This is a genomic window from Klebsiella pasteurii (genome assembly GCF_018139045.1).
Lineage (GTDB): Bacteria > Pseudomonadota > Gammaproteobacteria > Enterobacterales > Enterobacteriaceae > Klebsiella > Klebsiella grimontii.
In genome coordinates, this window is sequence record NZ_CP073236.1 from 2155833 (window position 1) to 2174142 (window position 18310).

The 18310-nt window shown below is 54.3% G+C and carries 11 protein-coding genes and 2 pseudogenes; 7 read left to right on the forward strand and 6 right to left on the reverse strand.

Annotated features, from left to right (window positions below):
• Positions 1-309 precede the first annotated feature (309 nt).
• The 3 genes and pseudogenes from fghA to KCG39_RS10070 all read left to right on the forward strand — a co-directional run bounded on the left by fghA (position 310) and on the right by KCG39_RS10070 (position 4055).
• Entirely contained in the window at positions 310-1146 is an 837-nt protein-coding gene (gene fghA / locus KCG39_RS10060; protein ID WP_211811595.1) for an S-formylglutathione hydrolase, read from the forward strand.
• 362 nt (positions 1147-1508) lie between these two features.
• A protein-coding gene (locus KCG39_RS10065; RefSeq protein WP_208431119.1) for an IS3 family transposase occupies positions 1509-2644 on the forward strand; the annotation gives its coding sequence in 2 pieces (ribosomal slippage) (positions 1509-1755 and positions 1755-2644; 1137 coding nt in all).
• A gap of 41 nt (positions 2645-2685) precedes the next feature.
• Positions 2686-4055, forward strand: a pseudogene (locus tag KCG39_RS10070) (IS3 family transposase).
• Between the two features lie 121 nt (positions 4056-4176).
• Here the strand turns inward: KCG39_RS10070 and KCG39_RS10075 are convergent.
• Both KCG39_RS10075 and KCG39_RS10080 read right to left on the reverse strand, forming a co-directional pair.
• Positions 4177-5640, reverse strand: a complete 1464-nt coding sequence (locus tag KCG39_RS10075; RefSeq protein ID WP_211811596.1) for a DUF1254 domain-containing protein — start codon at positions 5638-5640, stop codon at positions 4177-4179.
• A gap of 14 nt (positions 5641-5654) precedes the next feature.
• Positions 5655-7133, reverse strand: a complete 1479-nt coding sequence (locus KCG39_RS10080; RefSeq protein WP_142467991.1) for a DUF1254 domain-containing protein — start codon at positions 7131-7133, stop codon at positions 5655-5657.
• A gap of 369 nt (positions 7134-7502) precedes the next feature.
• Between KCG39_RS10080 and KCG39_RS10095 the strand changes: the two are divergent.
• Positions 7503-8736 (forward strand): annotated as a pseudogene (locus KCG39_RS10095) (mechanosensitive ion channel domain-containing protein); the annotation flags it as partial.
• A 173-nt stretch (positions 8737-8909) separates the two neighbouring features.
• Here the strand turns inward: KCG39_RS10095 and cirA are convergent.
• The 3 genes from cirA to yieE all read right to left on the reverse strand — a co-directional run bounded on the left by cirA (position 8910) and on the right by yieE (position 13680).
• The gene (gene cirA / locus KCG39_RS10100) at positions 8910-10883 is read right to left on the reverse strand and encodes a catecholate siderophore receptor CirA (RefSeq protein ID WP_004122881.1); all 1974 of its coding nucleotides are present in this window, start codon (positions 10881-10883) and stop codon (positions 8910-8912) included.
• A gap of 302 nt (positions 10884-11185) precedes the next feature.
• Positions 11186-12655 (reverse strand): amino acid permease, encoded by a 1470-nt coding sequence (locus tag KCG39_RS10105; protein WP_004122883.1) that lies wholly within the window; start codon positions 12653-12655, stop codon positions 11186-11188.
• A 158-nt stretch (positions 12656-12813) separates the two neighbouring features.
• Positions 12814-13680 carry a DNA-binding transcriptional regulator YeiE gene (gene yieE / locus KCG39_RS10110; RefSeq protein ID WP_004122885.1) on the reverse strand — a complete coding sequence of 289 codons (867 nt, stop codon included), beginning with the start codon at positions 13678-13680 and terminating at the stop codon, positions 12814-12816.
• Between the two features lie 173 nt (positions 13681-13853).
• Here yieE and KCG39_RS10115 point away from each other — a divergent pair, with 173 nt between their 5' ends.
• From KCG39_RS10115 to KCG39_RS10125, 3 genes are all read left to right on the forward strand, one after another.
• Positions 13854-14903, forward strand: coding sequence for a YeiH family protein (locus KCG39_RS10115; RefSeq protein WP_004122887.1), 1050 nt, complete (start codon positions 13854-13856; stop codon positions 14901-14903).
• 104 nt (positions 14904-15007) lie between these two features.
• The gene (gene nfo / locus KCG39_RS10120; protein ID WP_142467993.1) at positions 15008-15865 is read left to right on the forward strand and encodes a deoxyribonuclease IV; all 858 of its coding nucleotides are present in this window, start codon (positions 15008-15010) and stop codon (positions 15863-15865) included.
• Position 15866: 1 nt separating this feature from the next.
• Positions 15867-16955 carry a sugar kinase gene (locus tag KCG39_RS10125; protein ID WP_004122891.1) on the forward strand — a complete coding sequence of 363 codons (1089 nt, stop codon included), beginning with the start codon at positions 15867-15869 and terminating at the stop codon, positions 16953-16955.
• Between the two features lie 32 nt (positions 16956-16987).
• On the opposite strand, the gene KCG39_RS10130 is transcribed toward KCG39_RS10125, so the two are convergent.
• Entirely contained in the window at positions 16988-18238 is a 1251-nt protein-coding gene (locus KCG39_RS10130; RefSeq protein WP_004122892.1) for a NupC/NupG family nucleoside CNT transporter, read from the reverse strand.
• Between the last annotated feature and the right edge of the window lie 72 nt (positions 18239-18310).

Sequence of the window (18310 nt, forward strand, 5' to 3'; positions counted from 1 at the left end):
TGTGCGTGAGGTGACGCACAGAATCCAGTAGCCGCATCGATAATTGTTGAAATTGGCGTCACCTCTCGTTCCACGCCGCCAGACCAGCGCACTACGATGCGTCACGCAACGCCCTGCTCACCTTGCCGCAACCAACCCAATCGCCGCCCCATAGCGCGACTCCTGCCGCTACGGCAAGGTCAGCATGTTGGTTAAAAGTTGCATTAATGATGCAATACGTTCCGAAAAGGAGGAAGTGAAAGTTACTCACGAGACCATGAAATATCTGTATTATGGAAAATTACGCCTGAGACACTTAAGGAGCCCTGCATGGAACTGCTCGAAGAGCACCGCTGTTTTGAAGGTCGGCAGCAACGCTGGCGGCACGACTCCGCAACGCTGAACTGCGCAATGACCTTCAGCATCTTTTTACCGCCCGCCAACGCGGACGCGCCGCCGCCGGTTCTCTACTGGCTCTCCGGCCTGACCTGCAATGATGAAAACTTCACTACCAAAGCGGGCGCTCAGCGCGTCGCCGCCGAACTGGGCATTGCGCTGGTGATGCCGGACACCAGCCCGCGCGGTGATAATGTTGCCGACGATAGCGCTTACGATCTGGGTAAAGGCGCGGGCTTTTACCTCAATGCCACCCAGGCGCCGTGGTCAGCGCATTTCCGCATGTTCGATTACCTTCGCGACGAGCTGCCGCAGCTGATTGCCCGCGAGTTCACTCTCAGCGATCGCTGCGCCATCAGCGGACACTCCATGGGCGGCCACGGCGCGCTGGTGATGGCGCTGAAGAATCCGGGCCGCTTCGTCAGCGTTTCCGCGTTCGCGCCTATCGTTAACCCGACCCAGGTTCCCTGGGGCAAAAAAGCCGTTACCGCCTATCTGGGAGCGGATGAAGCGGCCTGGCAGGCCTGGGACAGCTGCGCGTTAATGCAGGCCAGCAGCGAATCTGACGCGATTCCAACCCTGATTGATCAGGGTGACAGCGATGCATTTCTTGCCGAGCAGCTGCAGCCGGCAGTACTGGCGGAAACCGCGCGGCTGAAAAGCTGGCCGTTAACCCTGCGCATTCAGCCCGGTTACGATCACAGCTACTACTTTATCGCCTCATTTATTGAGGACCACCTGCGCTTCCACGCCCGGTACCTCTTCGCCTGATCATCTCAATGCGTCGTGAAGCTCCTTCCAGGCGCATTGATACGCAAAATACCTCACTATCAAATAGTCATAAAAACGAGTATATACAGAGAGGTAGTGTATTTTCCGTCATCGGGGGTATGATTTTTGGCGGCGCTTGAGGCTTTCGTCTCAGGGCAGGATTGAGTTTTACCGTTGTGCTGAGGCAGAAATAAGAAAGCCCCGAAGGTAATGTAATCACCCATGCACTGCACCCATTTAGTTGGACTCTCAAATTGGAGAGTTGGACTGACCCCGCCCCGGTAGACGATCCTGCCCTATAGTTGGACTGACCCCGCCCCGGTAGACGATCCTGCCCTATAGTTTGAGCATAGGAGGAGCGTATGGGCACACCACGATTTACACCTGAATTTAAGGAAGAAGCCGTCCGTCAGATAACGGAACGCGGTTATTCCGTCGCCGAAGTTTCTGACCGGCTGGGCGTTTCAGCACACAGTCTCTATAAGTGGTTACGGGCTATTAAACCCGATAACAGCGAGCAGCATGCCCGTGATTTACTGGAAGCGAAAAGCGAGATCCTGAAGCTCAGGGCCCAACTGAAGCGCACTGAGGAAGAACGGGACATACTGAAAAAGGCCGCGCGGTACTTTGCAAGGGAGCCCGACTGAAGTACCGCTTTATCAATGAGCACCGCTCTGTATGGGGTGTCATGACGATGTGTCGGGTGTTGTGCGTTGCCCGGGCCGGGTTTTATGCGTGGCTGCATAACCCGGTCTCCGCGCGGGATAAAGATAACCAGCGTCTGCTGACGCTTATCCGTGACTCCTATTCACTGAGCGGAGGCGTATACGGTTACCGCCGGGTTCATGGCGACCTGAACGAAATCGGGGAAATCTGCGGTAAAAACCGGGTGGGCCGCATTATGCAACTGAACCGGATTAAAGCCGTGCGCGGCTATAAAGCTCCGCGTCGTATCGCTGGCCGACCTTCAGTGGTTGCGCCTAATCGTGTGCAGCGGCAGTTTACCGTTGTCCGGGCCAATCAGGTCTGGGTCACCGATATTACTTATATCCGCACCTGGCAGGGCTGGCTGTATCTGGCGGTGGTTATCGATCTCTTCGCCCGTAATGTGGTCGGTTGGTCGATGAAACCCACTCTCTCACGCGAACTGGCGCTCGACGCGCTGATGATGGCCGTGTGGCGTCGAAAACCGGACGGCGAGGTTATCGTACATAGCGATCAGGGCAGCCAGTACGGTAGTGACGACTGGCAGCGCTTCTGCCGGGCCAATAACCTGGCGCCGAGCATGAGCAGGCGTGGCAACTGCTGGGATAATGCGGTGGCCGAATCGTTCTTCAGTTCGCTGAAAAAAGAACGGATCAGAAAACGCATATATAAAACCAGGGATCTGGCCCGGGCGGATATCTTCGATTACATTGAAGTGTTCTACAACCGGACCCGGCGTCACAGCCACCTCGGCGGCGTCAGTCCGGAGGCCTTTGAACAGGCCTCGTCGTGAGGACAGGAAATGTCTACTGTTGTGGGGTCAGTCCAAGTCCCATGTCCAGACGTAAGTACTCCTTTGAACAGCGCCTCGAAGTGGTTATGCACTATTTAGCTACTGATGAGGGCTATCGCTTAACATCAACTCGCTTAAATGTTCCAAGAACCCAGGTAAGATTATGGGTTGCAGCCTATGATGCTTATGGAGAAGAAGGTCTTAAGCCCAGAGATAAGGGCGTATCAATTGATCCCGAAATCAGAATTGAGGCCGTGAAGGCTGTGTTTACGGGGCAAATTTCCCAGACGCAGGCTGCTACGAAATTTAACGTCGCTGGTGCAGCCTCTTTTGGGAAGTGGATGAAAGTGTTCAGCGAACATGGAGAGGAAGGTCTTCGTTCTCTTCGTGTAGGCAAAAAGAGGGCACTTCATATGATTGATGATCCCGTTGCGTTTGAGGTAGCACTGGAACGTTCTATAGATAAACGTATTCAGGAGTTTGAACAGAAAGTACGGCGTCTTGAGTTACGGGTACTTTATCTAAAAAAGTTGAAAGCCTTAGTTCGGTAAGGGATAAGGTCAGAATTATCGACGAACTGAGGCAGCACTATTCGTTCGATCAGCTTTTGCAGATAGCTCAAATACCCAGGAGTACGTTTTACTATCATCTGAAAGCACTCCGCGCTCCGTGAAAATACGATGAAGTAAAATGCAGAATCAAAGAGATCTATGATGAGAACCAGGGTCGCTATGGTTATCGGCAGATAGCACTGGCGCTCAGAAGGGAGGGAGGAGCGTTGAACCACAAAGTGATTCAACATCTGATGAATATGCTTCGTCTCAAAGCTGCGATAAGAGTTAAGCGCTACAGTTCATGGCGGGGTGAACATGGGCGCGCTGCTGACAATATCCTGCAACGAAATTTCAAAGCCAGACGGCCCAATGAAAAATGGGTCACCGATGTCACTGAATTCGCCGTCAGTGGCCGCAAACTCTACCTTTCACCCATTATTAATCTCTTCAATAACGAAGTGATCTCCTACAGTATTTCAGAACGTCCAACCATGCCGATGATCGATGACATGCTCATGAAGGCATTTGCCAGACTTGATGCGGGTATCAATCCGGTTCTTCATTCAGATCAGGGCTGGCAATACCGTCATCGATGGTACCAGTATCAGTTACAAGCGTTTGGCATCATCCAAAGTATGTCCCGCAAAGGCAACTGCCTCGATAATGCCTGTGCAGAATGTTTTTTCGGGACTTTAAAATCAGAATGTTTTTACACCAAAAAATTTAAGGATATTGATGAACTTAAGATAGCTATTGAAGATTACATAAGATACTACAATACCCGACGAATTAGCCTTAAATTTAACGTACTAAGCCCGGTTGAATACCGCCTAAAGAGCTATCCAGGCAGAAATTAACAAGGTCTGTACAGGGATGCTATCAGGAAACCTGTACGTCGGTGGATATGCTCACGTAAATGTCTGCTATGAGCGAAAAGCGGAAAAAGCCCCCTGTCATAAACAGAGGGCTACTGGCGGCTTATTTAACCGTTTCAATTTTTGGCGGCTGCCAGGTACCATCCAGAATTGGTTGTTCCCCCCAATATGCTCGGATATAGAGTGACAGGTTGCCATCAGGTGCCGGTAGCCAGTTATTCACTTTATCCTCTGCAGGGCGCTTTTTGCTTACGTAGAGCGTCAGTGAACCGTCTTCGTTATACTTCAGGTTTTTATTTTTCGTCCCCAGCGAATAACGGTTCAGTTCATTTGGGCTGAACAGATGCTTGCCGTTGTAGAGCGTAAGTGACCAGAAGCCCTTCACCGGCGGAAGACCGCCTTTAGGGAAGGTTACTGTGTAATCATGCTCACCGGAAAGCTGCTTACCTGTGGCATCATTGTCGGTGTAGAAATACTGCGTTTCGTCCGGCTTGTTGTCGAACATATTGGATTTGGACGTACCGGTACGGTTGTAGTAATCCACACCAAACTCGGCATTATTTTTTGAACGGTTCCAGCCGTTGCCCGCAGGCACACCGTTGTTCTTCCATTTAAAGAAATCCGCGATGACGGTTTTGTCCGTCTCGACTGCGGCTGCATCCATCCATTTACGGATTTCCGGGTTTTTCTTGCCTGCTTCTACCAGATGGTGGAATTGAGCATACAGGGCCTCTTCACCCGGCAGCGGCGGTACTTTTTCCAGCACGTTAGCGAACTGGTCAAAGAATTTTTCCGGAACGACCCAAGGCGTTTCTCCGGCGCTGGCATCCGGTTTATCGCCGATTGCCGGAATTTTGGAATATTCATAGGATTTCATCTTGCCATCAAACTGACTCAACGGATAAGTCATCACTTCTTTGATGGGAGCCTGAATCGCCTTGCGATCTTCCGGCGTATCATCCATCTGAATACGGGGAATGACGTTCGCCATTTCTGTCGAAGACTGAATTACGCCGTTAAAGCCTTTTGGCGTTTCGCCTTTCCAGTTGGGACCCACGAGCAAATAGAAACCGGGCTTCGTTCCATAGGGTTTACCCACATTGCCAATCTGATCGGTACGGGCATCATAGATGGCATAAACCCAGAATCGGTCGCCAAAATCAGGCACCTGGATAACGACTGGCTCTTTATCCAGTTCAAAGAAGCCAAGGCCGTAGGCCACGTCCTGGTTCGGGCAGGTAACAAAGGTCTCTTCCGGTTTGATGTAGTCGGTGAGCATGCTGAGCTGGCCCATCGGCGCGACCGGAACCATCCCACCGTTAAGTGCCGGGTATGGTACTTTGGTGATTGTTTCACGGCGGTTGAACTGGTTCACCATTGGCCAGCCCCAAAGGTAGGGCTGCTGTGCAATGGCCTTCACATAGCTCTCCGGCATCGTGACGTCCGGTGACGGTTGTTTCAGCTCATCAAATTTGGTCGGATGCGGGATCGTCAACGGCGCGTTCTGGGCAAAAGCTCCGGCGCTTAACATCAGAGCAGTCAACATCGCCAGGTGTTTTATTTTCATCTTATGTCTCACTGTTATTTATTGGTTTGAACCAGATCGTCCGGCACCCAGGTTTGGTCATAGAAACCGTCTTCGGTACCATAAAGTCGTAATGCCACGAGGAAATTACGGCCAGAAACGGTTTTAATAAACGCGCTGTCGGCGACGCCTTCTGGTTTATTCGGCCCAAACCAGAGGTCAATCGAACCATCTTTATTTTTGGGTATGTTGTAATAGCCATTAGTCGATGGCAGTAATTGGTCAGTTTCCGGCATGGTACCGTCGGTGATGTTATAAGCGGTGACCGCCCAGAACAGCGCGGCTGGCGGGTTTGGTGGCAAATGGAGCTTGTAAGTGTTGGTTCCGTCAAGGAACTTGCCTGTATTGTCCTTGACCGCATACGGATATTTAGACCCCGCCCCCGTGGTGTGCATCACCATTGCCGCGGCGCTGGAATAGGCAATCTGGAAAAATGCCGCGCGCTGATTGGCATCAAGCGTGCCGTACTGCATCCACTCCGCTGTTGCTCCCGCCCATGAGTTTTCCCACTGGCGGTCCTTGTAATACAACTGGCGTTGATCGTCCCGGCCCACCTGGCGACGCGCAAGGATCATCCGCGGCGCGGTCTCGACGGCTTTTTTCAGCATCTCTTGCTGTTTCGCAGTCGGGTTGAACGGTTTGCCTTTCACCATCCCAATGCTCAGTAACGCGCTGCGTGTTTCTTCCGGGATTGCCGTCAACGGCTCATAGTCCACGAAGGTTTTCAGTTTCTGCCAGTAGCTGGCGTCGGTCGGGTACATCATATTGACGCGCTTGCCGCTGGCGTCCGGGAACTGCATCGGTTTGACTTCTTTTTCGACATCCCACAGCGGATACACGCGTGTGGTTTCCGCGTTTTTCACCGCCGGAACCGGGTCTGGCTTACCGTCGCCTTTACCCATAATGGTTCTGAAGAACAGGAAAACATTGTAGGTCGATGATTTAAACGCGTAGTACCCCTGAGGCACCGGTCCTTCGTAGTCCGGCGGTAACAGCAGGTACAGGCCGCCGCGGGCGCGATCCGGCCCAATAGCGCCCACATCGGTAATGGTTTTCTGGAAGAAGTCGGTAAACATGCCGATCACGTTCGGCGGCGCTTTGATGACCAGCGGGCCGGTCTCTTTCAGATCCAGATAGCTCATTGAATAGATAACGTCGCCGTTCGGCGTGGGTACCACGGCGCGGCTGTCCATCCGCTCTTTCCAGATAGGCAGGACGTTATAGCCTTTGCCAAATGCCGCCTCTGAACCGTCGCGTAGTCCAATGGTGTTGAGCAACGGCAACGTCTGAATATAGGCCTGGATTGCATCCTGATAGTAAAGTTCATCGCTGAGCGACTGAGCCTCTTCCTGAGGAAGCCAGTTACCGTTATTCAGTTGTTTCATGAGGGGTGACAGAGGCGCTTCGGCGGCTGATGCGGGCTGAGTCCACATGAGCGCCAGCAAAACCGCGGTAGTGATGACTTTAACTTTCATAAAACTTTCCTGAATGAGTAGGACGAATAATCAGAGGTAAAAATGGCTTCCAGAGTGGTAATTGTGGGTGTGCTCTGACATCAAAAAGGGAACCCATTTAAGAATAGTCAAAACTGCAAAAATGTAATCTTTATAATTGTTTATTTATAAATTTCTGAAACTATTACTAATGCATTATTTGGCGATATCATGCGTTTTTTTCAGCGAGGGCACCGGATAGCGTCAGGCGGGACGTTGAGCAATGGCGGCCACGCTCACGTGAAGAAATTGCAGATGTGAATCGCTGGTCTATGCTCAGAAAATACAGAATCTGCCGCTCGGCTGGTTGCCTGAATAATAATGATAATTTCACATTACTCGGTGGTGGGTATGAATAAACTTGTGCTCGCAATTATCCTGGCGATGTTATCGATTATCTCGTTTTATTCTCTTGCCGCAGAACCCCGCCAGGAACCCACCGACGCAGAGCGAGCCCGTACGGTTTATATATTCCATCAACCGATGGTAATGCTGCAGGCAAATTTGGTCTCACCACGCCGGAAGAGCGGGTTTTACGTATTCGAAATACCTTACCCGGCTTCACAAAGGCGGATGTCAGTGAGCCGCTAAAAATCATTCCAGTGATGCGCTATCACCAGCAGGGCCGACTTATCGTGATGAATGGCAAACCGGTTATGTTGCTGACCCAGGCCGATCTGGACGAGGGCGACGATCTGACTCTGGATCAGGCCGCGCAGCGCGTACTGGCCCGCATGGAAACGCAGCGCTTCGCGAGCAGTACGATACCGGCTGGCTGGTGCTTTCCGGAATTAAAACGCTGGCGGGATTGCTGGTTTTAGTCGGCTTTTTCTACGGCGCATGGCGCGCGTACCGCTGGGTCAGCCGCTATTTCCGTCGGCGTGTGGTGGAACAGCGCAGCAAAATCCCGCAAAGCTGGCGTCGATATATCGGCATTGTGGAGGCCCGACTGTTCGCTCTGCTGATGATTATTCTCGCTATTTTTGCCTTTTACACATGGCTGAGCTGGGCGTTTGGCATGTTCCCCTGGACTCGCGTCTGGGCAACATCGTTGGGTGACTGGTCTCTGCGCGTCATTCGTCAGATTGCCTTCTCCATCGCGTCATCGCTGCCCGGCTTGCTGATTGTGTTGATTATTTTCCTCATCACCGCCTTCATTCTTAAGCTTCTTAAGATGGTCCTTAATCAGGTCGAGGCGGGGCGCTTGCAGTTTCCAGGCCTGCATCCCGAAACGGTTGGCGCGACCCGCAAATTGATTTCGGTGATGGTGTGGTTATTTGCGCTGTCTGCGGCTTACCCGTTTTTACCGGGGGCAAATTCACTGGCTTTTAAGGGTATCAGCGTCTTCTTTGGCCTGATGTTAACGCTGGGATCGGCGGGGGTAATGAACCATGCCATGAGCGGTCTGGTGCTTATTTATTCCCGCGCGCTGCGCAGAGGGGATGTCATTCGCGTGGCAGATAATGAAGGCAAAGTCAGCGAAATAGGCATGCTCGCCACCAAAATTATCACCCGAGAAAACTATGTGGTCACCGTGCCTAACGCAGTGGTGGTCAGCGGCAAGATCACCAATCTCAGCGCACAAAATAACTTTAGGGTATATTAGAAATACTTGCGGCAGTATTCGTGCCATTATTCGCCCCGGTAAGTAGCCACCTGGAGCGGTGGGTTCGCCCACCGCTTTTCCGTCTGGCTTCACCCTGAGCGCCTTTTGCGAGGGCTTGCAGGTTTCCCCGCCAGCCCTCTTTTATCGCCCAGTTAGAAGCGGTAATCGACGGCCATAAAGTAGCGGCGGCCTTCTTCTGTATAGCTATAGTCGTCGCGGCTCAGATCCTTATCGCCAACGTTGAGTACCCCGGAGCGCAGCTTGACGTTTTTGGTGACGTTCCAGGCCGCGCCGATATCAAACATGGTGTAGCCGCCGGGCGTTTTGCCCGTCGCGCTGACCGAACGCTGTTCGCCGGTATAGTTGGCGGTGACGTAGAAGGACCAGTCGTCCAGAGGTTTCCAGTCGAGAGTACCGTTAGCGGTATGGAACGGCAGCGTTTGCAGCGGTTTATCGCCGCCGTTGCTCAGGTCGCGGCCATCGTTATAGGTGTAGTTAACCGTCAGCTTCCATTCGTCGCCGAACGGCACCTTCAATTCCGTTTCTACCCCTTTGATACGCGCCTTATTGACGTTGAAGTAGCGGAAGATCGGCACGCGTTTACCGTTCACCGTTTTCCAGCCGACAAAGTTCGGGTAGCCCGGCGCTTCGCTGGCGCTGGAGGTACGCAGGATATCGATCATATCGTCAACGTTATTCTGGAAGGTGGTGACGCTTCCTTCCACGCCGTCAAACCAGCCCTCTTCGCCGCGATAGTACAGGCCCAGCTCGAAGCTTTCGCTGGTTTCCGGTTTCAGATCCGGGTTACCGATAATGCTGCACGAGCCGCGGCAGGAGTTGGTGGTCCAGTCCGGGTTCAGCTGCAGCAGGGATGGCGCTTTAAATGCCGTCGCCCAGCCGCCCTTCACGGTCACGGTATCGGTGGCGTTATACACCAGATAAGCGCGCGGGCTCCAGTGATCGCCATAGGTCTGGTGATCGTCCATACGAATGCCGGTGGTCAAGGCCAGAGGTTCGATGATCCGCCATTCATCTTCGAGGAACAGCGCGTACTGGCTGGCGGAGGTGGATTGGCTGCCGCTGCTCAGATTGACCGGGTCTTTCAGCTTATCGTGACGCCATTCGCCGCCGAAGGTCAGCAGCTGGTTAATCATTCCCAACGGCAGAACGTATTTGCCGTCAACCGAGTTACTCTCAGAAGTGATGGTCCCGGCCTGACCCGGATTTTTATTATCCACTTTCTCGCCGTAGAATTTCAGCTCGCTATTGCCGACATCCCAGCGGCCGTTGTGGCTCAGGGAGTAGTTCTGGCGCTCGAGGCGGTTGCGGTCAAGAGAGTCGGAATCCCGATCCTGGCGATCAAACCCGTAGCCTGCGGTCATGTCCTGATTATCGGTTGGCGTCCAGGCGAATTCGACGTTGCCGTCGCGGCTGGTGAAGCCTTCAATACGCGGCGTTTCGCCCGCTGCGTTGCTGGAAGCCTGCTGATCGTCCTTGGCGCGCTTCGCCAGGCTGCCGTAGGCTTTCATCCCCAGCACGCCGTCAATCAGCGGGCCGCTGGTAAAGAACTGACCGTTGTACGTATCGCCGCGATCGCGGTGTTCCTGAAGAGTGGTGTCCGCGCTGAGGGTGCCGGTCCACTGCTGGCCGACTTTTTTGGTGATGATATTCACCACGCCGCCGAGGGCGTCGGAACCATAGAGTGAGGACATCGGCCCGCGCACGACTTCGATACGTTCGATGGCATCAACCGGGATCCAGTTGAGATCAAAATCGTTGTGGCGGAAAACGGCGTTGCGCGAGTTAACGCGTTTGCCGTCAACGAGGATCAGCGTATAGCCGCTGCTGAGGCCGCGAATGCTCACCCCTTTGCGGTTATCCCCTTCGTTGGTGAGCTGCACGCCCGGCACTTCCCGCAGGACATCCTTCAGGTTTTGTACCGGTCTACGCTGCAAATCCTGCTGGGTGATAACGCTAATACTGGCGGGCGCATCTTTGACGCTCTGTTCAGTTGCCGCAGCGGTGACGACCAGCGTTTCTTCATTGACGTCGGCGAGCGCCGGAAACGCCAGGGATACGACGGACGCGCATAATCCGGCCCGGACAAAAGGGTTTAGCCTGAACATTCCATATCTCCATGAGGTGTACAACAAAACAAACAAAAAGGTCCTGCTCACAGGTACTGTCGGCATAGCGCTCTAACGGCGTATGCGCGCAATTTTTTACAGTAGATGTGGCTGGTCGCCCCTTGTCAGTCTGACCCTCTGCAAGATACGGGGATTGGCTTCATCCTGAATTTGGCGGAAATGATAAAGATAATGATTACAGTTATCAATAAAATTATGGAGAAATGTGTCAATTTGTAAGGGCTGGGGACATAAAAAAACCCTCTTCATGAGAGGGTTTTATCTGACTATGCGAGCGCGGTTTAGCCTTTAAAGCGCTCCGGGAACTTCATTTCGCTGTAGCGTACAAAACGCGTCCCTTTCGCCAGCTTGTAACCGAACCAGATCACCAGGAACAGCGGAATACCGATATAGGTTGCCGCCACGCCGCCCCAGTCGATGGTATCTTTGAGGAACGCTTCGTAGTTCTGGCCCAGGGTAATGATCAGGCACAGCACGAAAGCGAAGATCGGCCCCAGTGGGAAGAAGCCTGAACGATACGGCAGGTCGTTGAGATCGTTCCCCTGCAGCACGTAGCCGCGACGGAAGCGATAGTGGCTGATAGCAATCCCCAGCCAGGCGATAAAACCGGTCATGCCGGAGGTATTCAGCAGCCACAGGTAAACGGTCTGATTACCGAACATCGAGCTCAGGAAGCACAGCCCTGCAATCACCGTGGTGGCATACAGCGCATTACGCGGTACGCCGCCTTTGGACAGCTTAGAGAAAATACGCGGCGCTTTGCCATCGCAGGCCAGAGTGTAGAGCATGCGGGTGGACGCGTACATCCCGGAGTTACCCGCCGACAGTACCGCCGTCAGGATAACCGCGTTCATAATCGCCGCTGCCGACAGCAGCCCCGCGTGCTGGAAGACCAGCGTGAACGGGCTAACGGAAATATCTTTAACGTCGTTACGCAGCAGGCTCGGATCGGTATACGGAATGATCAGGCTGATAATCAGAATCGCGAACACATAGAACAACAGGATACGCCAGAACACCTGCCGTACGGCGCGCGGAATATTCTTCTCCGGGTTTTCCGACTCGCCGGCCGCGATGCCGATAAGCTCGGTTCCCTGGAACGAAAAGCCGACAATCATCGCTACGCCAATCATCGCCGCAAAGCCACCGGCAAACGGCGCATCGTCGACGACCCAGTTGCTCCAGCCCGCAGGCTGTGCGCCGTTGAAGATGCCAAAGATCATCATCACGCCGACAATAATAAAGATGATGACGGTGGCGACTTTGATCAGCGAAAACCAGTATTCCGCTTCACCAAAGCCTTTTACCGAGATCCAGTTCAGCAGGAACATGATACCGAGGAACAGCGCGCTCCAGACCCAGCCGGGCGCATCGGGGAACCAGTAGGTCATCACCAGCTGAGCGGCAACGAGGTCAACGGCGATGGTTACCGCCCAGTTGTACCAGTAGTTCCAGCCCAGGGCAAAACCAAAGCCTTCCTCAACGTAATTTTGCCCGTAGGTCGCAAAAGAGCCGGACACCGGCATAAACGCCGCCAGCTCGCCGAGGCTGGTCATCAGGAAATAAACCATCAGGCCGATGAGAATATAAGAGAGCAGCGCCCCGCCAGGGCCCGCCTGAGAAATCGTTGCGCCAGAGGCAACAAAAAGACCTGTACCTATGGAACCGCCAATCGCGATCATGGTCAAGTGGCGCGCCTTCAGTTCACGACGTAAACCGGGCGCTTCTGTGGTTTTAGTATCCGAAACCATGTGAAAATGCTATCCATCCAAAAAACGAGGCGAGATTGTAGCAGAGTGTCTGTGATCCATCCGATACAATTGCAAAGTTATAAGAGAGCTTCATGATCGAGCATGGATTATTAGTAAAGCATGAAATCCCGGAAACGCCAGCGCGCATTGTGTCACTTTTACACGTCGCAATAATGCAGAAATCGCTGTAATGCCTTGGAAATATGTTTCTGCCGGTGATGAATGCGCCACAAGGTGCGGGTTAAACGCGGCAGCGGGATCGTCAGCTCTACCAAAGACCCCACTTCAAGCTGCTCCGCCACCACGCGTCGCGACAGGCAGCTAATGCCTAAGCCATGGCGCACAGCGTGCTTGATGGCTTCCGAGTTGCCCAGCTCCATCCCCAGATGAAACGCCGGTAAATGCGAGAGTAATAAATAGTCGACGATTTCCCGGGTCCCAGAGCCATGCTCGCGTAAAATCCACGGCGCTTCCGCCAGCCGTTGCAGCGTCACCTCCCCTTCGAGGAGCGGCGAATCCGGCGCGGCAAAGACAACCAGTTCATCTTCCAGCCAGGGTTCGGCAATAATATCCGCGGCGTGACAGGGACCTTCAATCAGCCCGATATCCACGCGCAGATCGGCCACCGCATTGATCACGTCCTGGCTATTGCCTACGCTCAGCTCCAGCGGTAAATCCGGCAGATCGCGTCGATAGCGCGCAATAATTTCCGGCAGAATATAGTTGCCGATGGTGCTGCTGGCGTAGACGCGGATCGCGCCGTTGTCGCCGCGAAACAGCTGTTCTATCTCCAGCGCCCGCTCCAGCAGCGCCAGCGCCCGCGGATAAAGCAGCCTGCCGTGCTCGTTGACCACCAGCCTTTTCCCTACGCGGTCAAATAGCTGCACGCCCAGCTGCCCTTCGAGATCGGTCAGCGCCGCGCTAACCGCCGATTGGGAAAGCGCCAGCATTTGCGATGCCTGCGTCGTCGAACCGCTTTTTAATACTTCAGCAAAAACTTCCAGCTGCCTTAGCGTGATATGCATGATTTTTCCTGCCTTTATATACAACTCGCGATCCGCGGCGTGAGGCTGAGGTCCATCGATCTCAAACCGCGAAATCGCGCATTTACCACTTATTTCGATTAATTATAAATATATAATCAATTTTATATTTAAACCAGCGGGTCGTATGCTTTTCCCAGACAAAGGAGAAGGTTATGACAGCACTCACTTTACCGACTAAACATCGCCCATTGCGGCACTTTGCACCTGGACTGGCGCTGACCGCCGTTCTCACCGGCGCAGCGCTGTGGGCCGGTAGTTATCCGGCTATCGCCGGCGCGGGCTTCAGCGCCCTCACGCTGGCTATCTTATTCGGCATGGTCATCGGTAACACGGTTTACCCGAAAATCTGGCAGCCCTGCGACGGCGGCGTGATCTTTGCCAAGCAGCACCTGCTGCGTCTCGGCATCATTTTATACGGCTTTCGCCTGACGTTCGCCCAGATTGCCGACGTCGGGATAGGCGGTATCGTCATTGACGCGCTGACACTTTCCAGCACCTTTTTTATCGCCTGCTTTCTTGGGCAAAAGGTTTTCGGCCTGGATAAACATACCAGTTGGCTGATTGGCGCCGGCAGCAGCATCTGCGGCGCCGCAGCGGTGCTGGCGACCGAACCGGTCGTCAAAGCGGAAGCCAGCAAAGTGACGGTTGCCGTTGCCACGGTGGTCATTTTCGGCACCATTGCCATCTTCCTGTACCCGGCTATTTATCCCTTCCTGGCGCACTGGTTTACGCCGGAAGCCTACGGCATTTATATGGGGTCGACGATGCATGAGGTTGCTCAGGTTGTCGCTGCGGGCCACGCGGTGGGTCCGGACGCGGAAAACGCGGCGGTGATTGCAAAAATGCTGCGCGTGATGATGCTGGCTCCGTTCCTGCTGTTCCTCGCCGCGCGCGTGAAACAACTAGCCCCGGCCAACGGCGGGGAAAAAAGCAAAATCACCATTCCGTGGTTTGCGATCCTGTTTATTCTGGTGGCGGTGTTTAACTCCTTCCACCTGCTGCCGAAAGCGGTTGTCGATATGCTGGTCACGCTGGATACCGTACTGCTGGCGATGGCGATGGCCGCCCTCGGCCTGACCACCCACGTCAGCGCGCTGAAAAAAGCCGGCGCCAAACCGCTGCTGATGGCGCTGATGCTCTTCGCCTGGCTGATTGTCGGCGGCGGCGCGATTAACCTGGCCATTCATAGCCTGATGGCCTGATGGCCTGAAGCCCCTCGCGACTCAGGTTGTATTAAGGATGATGTAACTCTCCGGCTAAGCCGCTATCATTACCCTCCCCCCAGCGGCTTATCTGGAGTTTTTTTATGAAATATATTGGAGCGCACGTCAGCGCCTCCGGCGGTGTAGCCAACGCCGCCATTCGCGCAGCCGAAATCGGCGCGACCGCATTTGCCCTCTTTACCAAAAACCAGCGCCAGTGGCGCGCCGCGCCTCTGAGCGACGAAACCATTGCTGAATTTAAAGCCGCCTGCGAAAAGCACCATTTCGGTCCGGGGCAAATTCTGCCGCACGACAGCTATCTGATAAACCTCGGCCATCCGGTTGAGGATGCGCTGGAAAAATCCCGCGATGCGTTTATTGATGAACTCTCCCGCTGCCAGCAGCTCGGCCTGACGCTGCTGAATTTCCATCCGGGTAGCCATCTGCAGCAAATCCCGGAAGACGAATGTCTGGCGCGAATCGCCGAATCGATCAATATCGCGTTGGCAAAAACCGATGGCGTTACGGCGGTGATTGAAAACACCGCCGGCCAGGGCAGTAACCTGGGCTTTAAATTTGAGCATCTGGCGGCCATCATCGACGGCGTAGAAGATAAATCACGCGTCGGCGTATGCATTGATACCTGCCATGCCTTCGCCGCCGGCTACGATCTGCGCAGCGCCGAAGAGTGTGAAAAAACCTTCGCTGATTTCGAACGGATTGTCGGTTTTCAGTATCTGCGCGGTATGCATCTGAACGATGCGAAAAGCGCGTTCGCCAGCCGCGTTGACCGTCACCACAGCCTGGGTGAAGGCAATATCGGCCATGATGCTTTCCGCTGGATTATGCAGGACAGCCGCTTTGACGGTATCCCGCTGATTCTGGAAACGATCAATCCTGATATCTGGGCGGAAGAGATCGCCTGGCTGCGGGCTCAGCAAACGGAAGAGGCTACGGTCTGATATGAACGACAGGGAAAAGCAGATCCTCAAAATTTTGCGGCGCAACCCGCTGATTCAGCAGCATGAGATTGCCGATATTCTGCAGATTAGCCGCTCCCGCGTAGCCGCGCATATTATGGACCTCACGCGTAAGGGGGCCATCAAGGGCAAAGGCTACATCCTTACCGAGCAGGAGTATTGCGTCTCGCTGGGCGCGGTGAATATGGATATCCGCGGAATTGCCGATATCCATTATCCTCAACCGGTGTCAAATCCGGGTAATATCCAGTGCTCCGCTGGCGGCGTGGCGCGAAATATCGCGCATAACCTGGCGCTGCTGGGCCGCGATGTGCATTTGATTTCCGCCGTCGGCAGCGATTTTTATGGCGAAACGCTGCTGGAGCAGACCCGACAGGCCGGGGTTAACGTGCAAAGCTGTATCCGCCTGCACGGTCACAATACCGCCACCTACCTCTCCATCGCCAATCCGCAGGAAGAGACGGTGCTGGCGATTAACGATACGCATATTTTACAGTCGCTCACGCCGCAGCTGCTGAATCAGTATCGGGATCTACTGACGCATGCAGGCGTCGTTCTGGTCGATTGTAATTTAACGGAACAGTCGCTGGAGTGGGTGTTTACTCTGACCAACGCTATTCCGGTGTTTGTTGATACCGTGTCAGAGTTTAAAGCGCACCGCATTCGCCCGTGGCTGGGAAAGATCCACACGCTGAAACCCACGCTGCGCGAACTGCAGATTCTCTGGGGCGAGCCCATTGAAAACGAGGCCGATCGCGATCGGGCGCTAGCATGGCTACACGAAAAAGGCACCCAGCGGGTGGTGATTTGCTCGGAAGATGATTCGATTTTCTGTAGCGAAGCCGGCGGCGAACGCTTCCGGATGAGTTTGCCGGGCCATACGACGATTGACAGCTTCGGCGCCGACGATGCGCTGATGGCCGGGCTACTTTATAGCTACCTCGACGGCAGCGACTTTAAAGAGAGCGCCGCTTTCGCCATGGCCTGCACCGCCATCACCCGCGCCAGCGACAGCATCAACAACCCCTCTTTGTCCGTTGATAACGCGCTCAATTTACTTCCCAACGGATAGCAGCGCACCGCAGACGCGGCGCGCGCATCACATTATGCCAGCCCAATAAAGAACCCGGCGATGGTGGCGCTCATCAGGTTAGAGAGCGTGGCCGCCGCCAGGGCGCGCAGTCCAAGCTGGGCAATTTCCGGCGCGCGCTGCGGTGAAATAGCCGAAAACGCCCCGACAACCACGCCGATCGAGCCAAAGTTGGCGAAACCGCACAGCGCAAACGAAATAATCGCAACGGTTTTCACGTCCAGGTTTCCGCCGCTTTGCAGGTAGGGCGAGAAGTTGAGATAGGCAACGAATTCGTTGATCGCCAGCTTTTGGCCAATCAGGCTGCCTGCCAGCGTCGCATCGCTCCAGTCAACGCCCATGATCCACGCCAGCGGTGCGAGCAGAAAGCCGAAAATCCCCTCCAGCGTCGCGTGACCGTAGCCAAACCAGCCGCCAATGCCGCCGATAATACCGTTCAGCAGCGCGATAATCGCCACAAATGCCATCACCACGGTGGCCACCCCGGCGGCAATTTTCAGGCCGGTCATCGCCCCTGACGCCGCTGCCTCGATCACGCTTTTCGGCGGCGTCTCGGTGAAAGAGAGATTGTCGAAAGTAACCTGGGATGCTTCAGTTGCCGGACTCAGCATACGGGCAAACAGAATCCCACCGGGGATGGCCATTAGCGAAGCGGCCAGCAGATAATCAATCGGCACGCCCATACCGGCATAGCCGATCATCATCGACCCGGCGATCGACGCCATCCCGCTGCAAATCGCGGTAAACAGCTCATTGCGGTTGAGCTTGTTGATAAACGGTTTGACGATCGCCGGGATCTCGTTTTGCCCAAGGAAAATGGTGGTCACGGCGACGAAAGACTCGATCTTGCTGATATTCAGCGCTTTCTGGAAGATCCCGCCGAGGATTCGGATCAGCAGCCCCATCACGCCGAGGTAGTAAAGCAGACTGATCAACGCGGTAACAAAAATGATGGCGGGCAGAACGCGAAAGGCGAAGATAAAGCCGGCGCCGTCAAACAGCACGTCCATCTTCGGGCCGACCAGTGAACCAAAAATGAACGCACTTCCGGCGTCGCTATAGGACATGACTTTGTGTACCCCAAGCGCGGCCTGCTCGACCAGCCACTTGCCAGGGGGAAAATAGAGCATCACCCCGCCAATCACGATTTGCAGCAGCAGCGCTGCCCCTACCGTTCTGATGCTGATGCGTTTTTTATTAACTGACAGCGCAAAGGCAATGGCCAGCAACACCACCATCCCCAGAAGACTTCTCATGATGTCCATAATGATATCCTTACCTGGTGGAAAACCCGGCGCAGGCCAGGCTTTCGGTATCGTTGATATCGGGGCGGGCAA

Bases quoted from the DNA above. Each gene is read 5' to 3' on its own strand.
- fghA (WP_211811595.1), top strand. From the start codon at position 310: ATGGAACTGCTCGAAGAGCACCGCTGTTTTGAAGGTCGGCAGCAACGC.
- KCG39_RS10075 (WP_211811596.1), bottom strand. From the start codon at position 5,640: ATGAAAATAAAACACCTGGCGATGTTGACTGCTCTGATGTTAAGCGCC.
- KCG39_RS10080 (WP_142467991.1), bottom strand. From the start codon at position 7,133: ATGAAAGTTAAAGTCATCACTACCGCGGTTTTGCTGGCGCTCATGTGG.
- cirA (WP_004122881.1), bottom strand. From the start codon at position 10,883: ATGTTCAGGCTAAACCCTTTTGTCCGGGCCGGATTATGCGCGTCCGTC.
- KCG39_RS10105 (WP_004122883.1), bottom strand. From the start codon at position 12,655: ATGGTTTCGGATACTAAAACCACAGAAGCGCCCGGTTTACGTCGTGAA.
- yieE (WP_004122885.1), bottom strand. From the start codon at position 13,680: ATGCATATCACGCTAAGGCAGCTGGAAGTTTTTGCTGAAGTATTAAAA.
- KCG39_RS10115 (WP_004122887.1), top strand. From the start codon at position 13,854: ATGACAGCACTCACTTTACCGACTAAACATCGCCCATTGCGGCACTTT.
- nfo (WP_142467993.1), top strand. From the start codon at position 15,008: ATGAAATATATTGGAGCGCACGTCAGCGCCTCCGGCGGTGTAGCCAAC.
- KCG39_RS10125 (WP_004122891.1), top strand. From the start codon at position 15,867: ATGAACGACAGGGAAAAGCAGATCCTCAAAATTTTGCGGCGCAACCCG.
- KCG39_RS10130 (WP_004122892.1), bottom strand. From the start codon at position 18,238: ATGGACATCATGAGAAGTCTTCTGGGGATGGTGGTGTTGCTGGCCATT.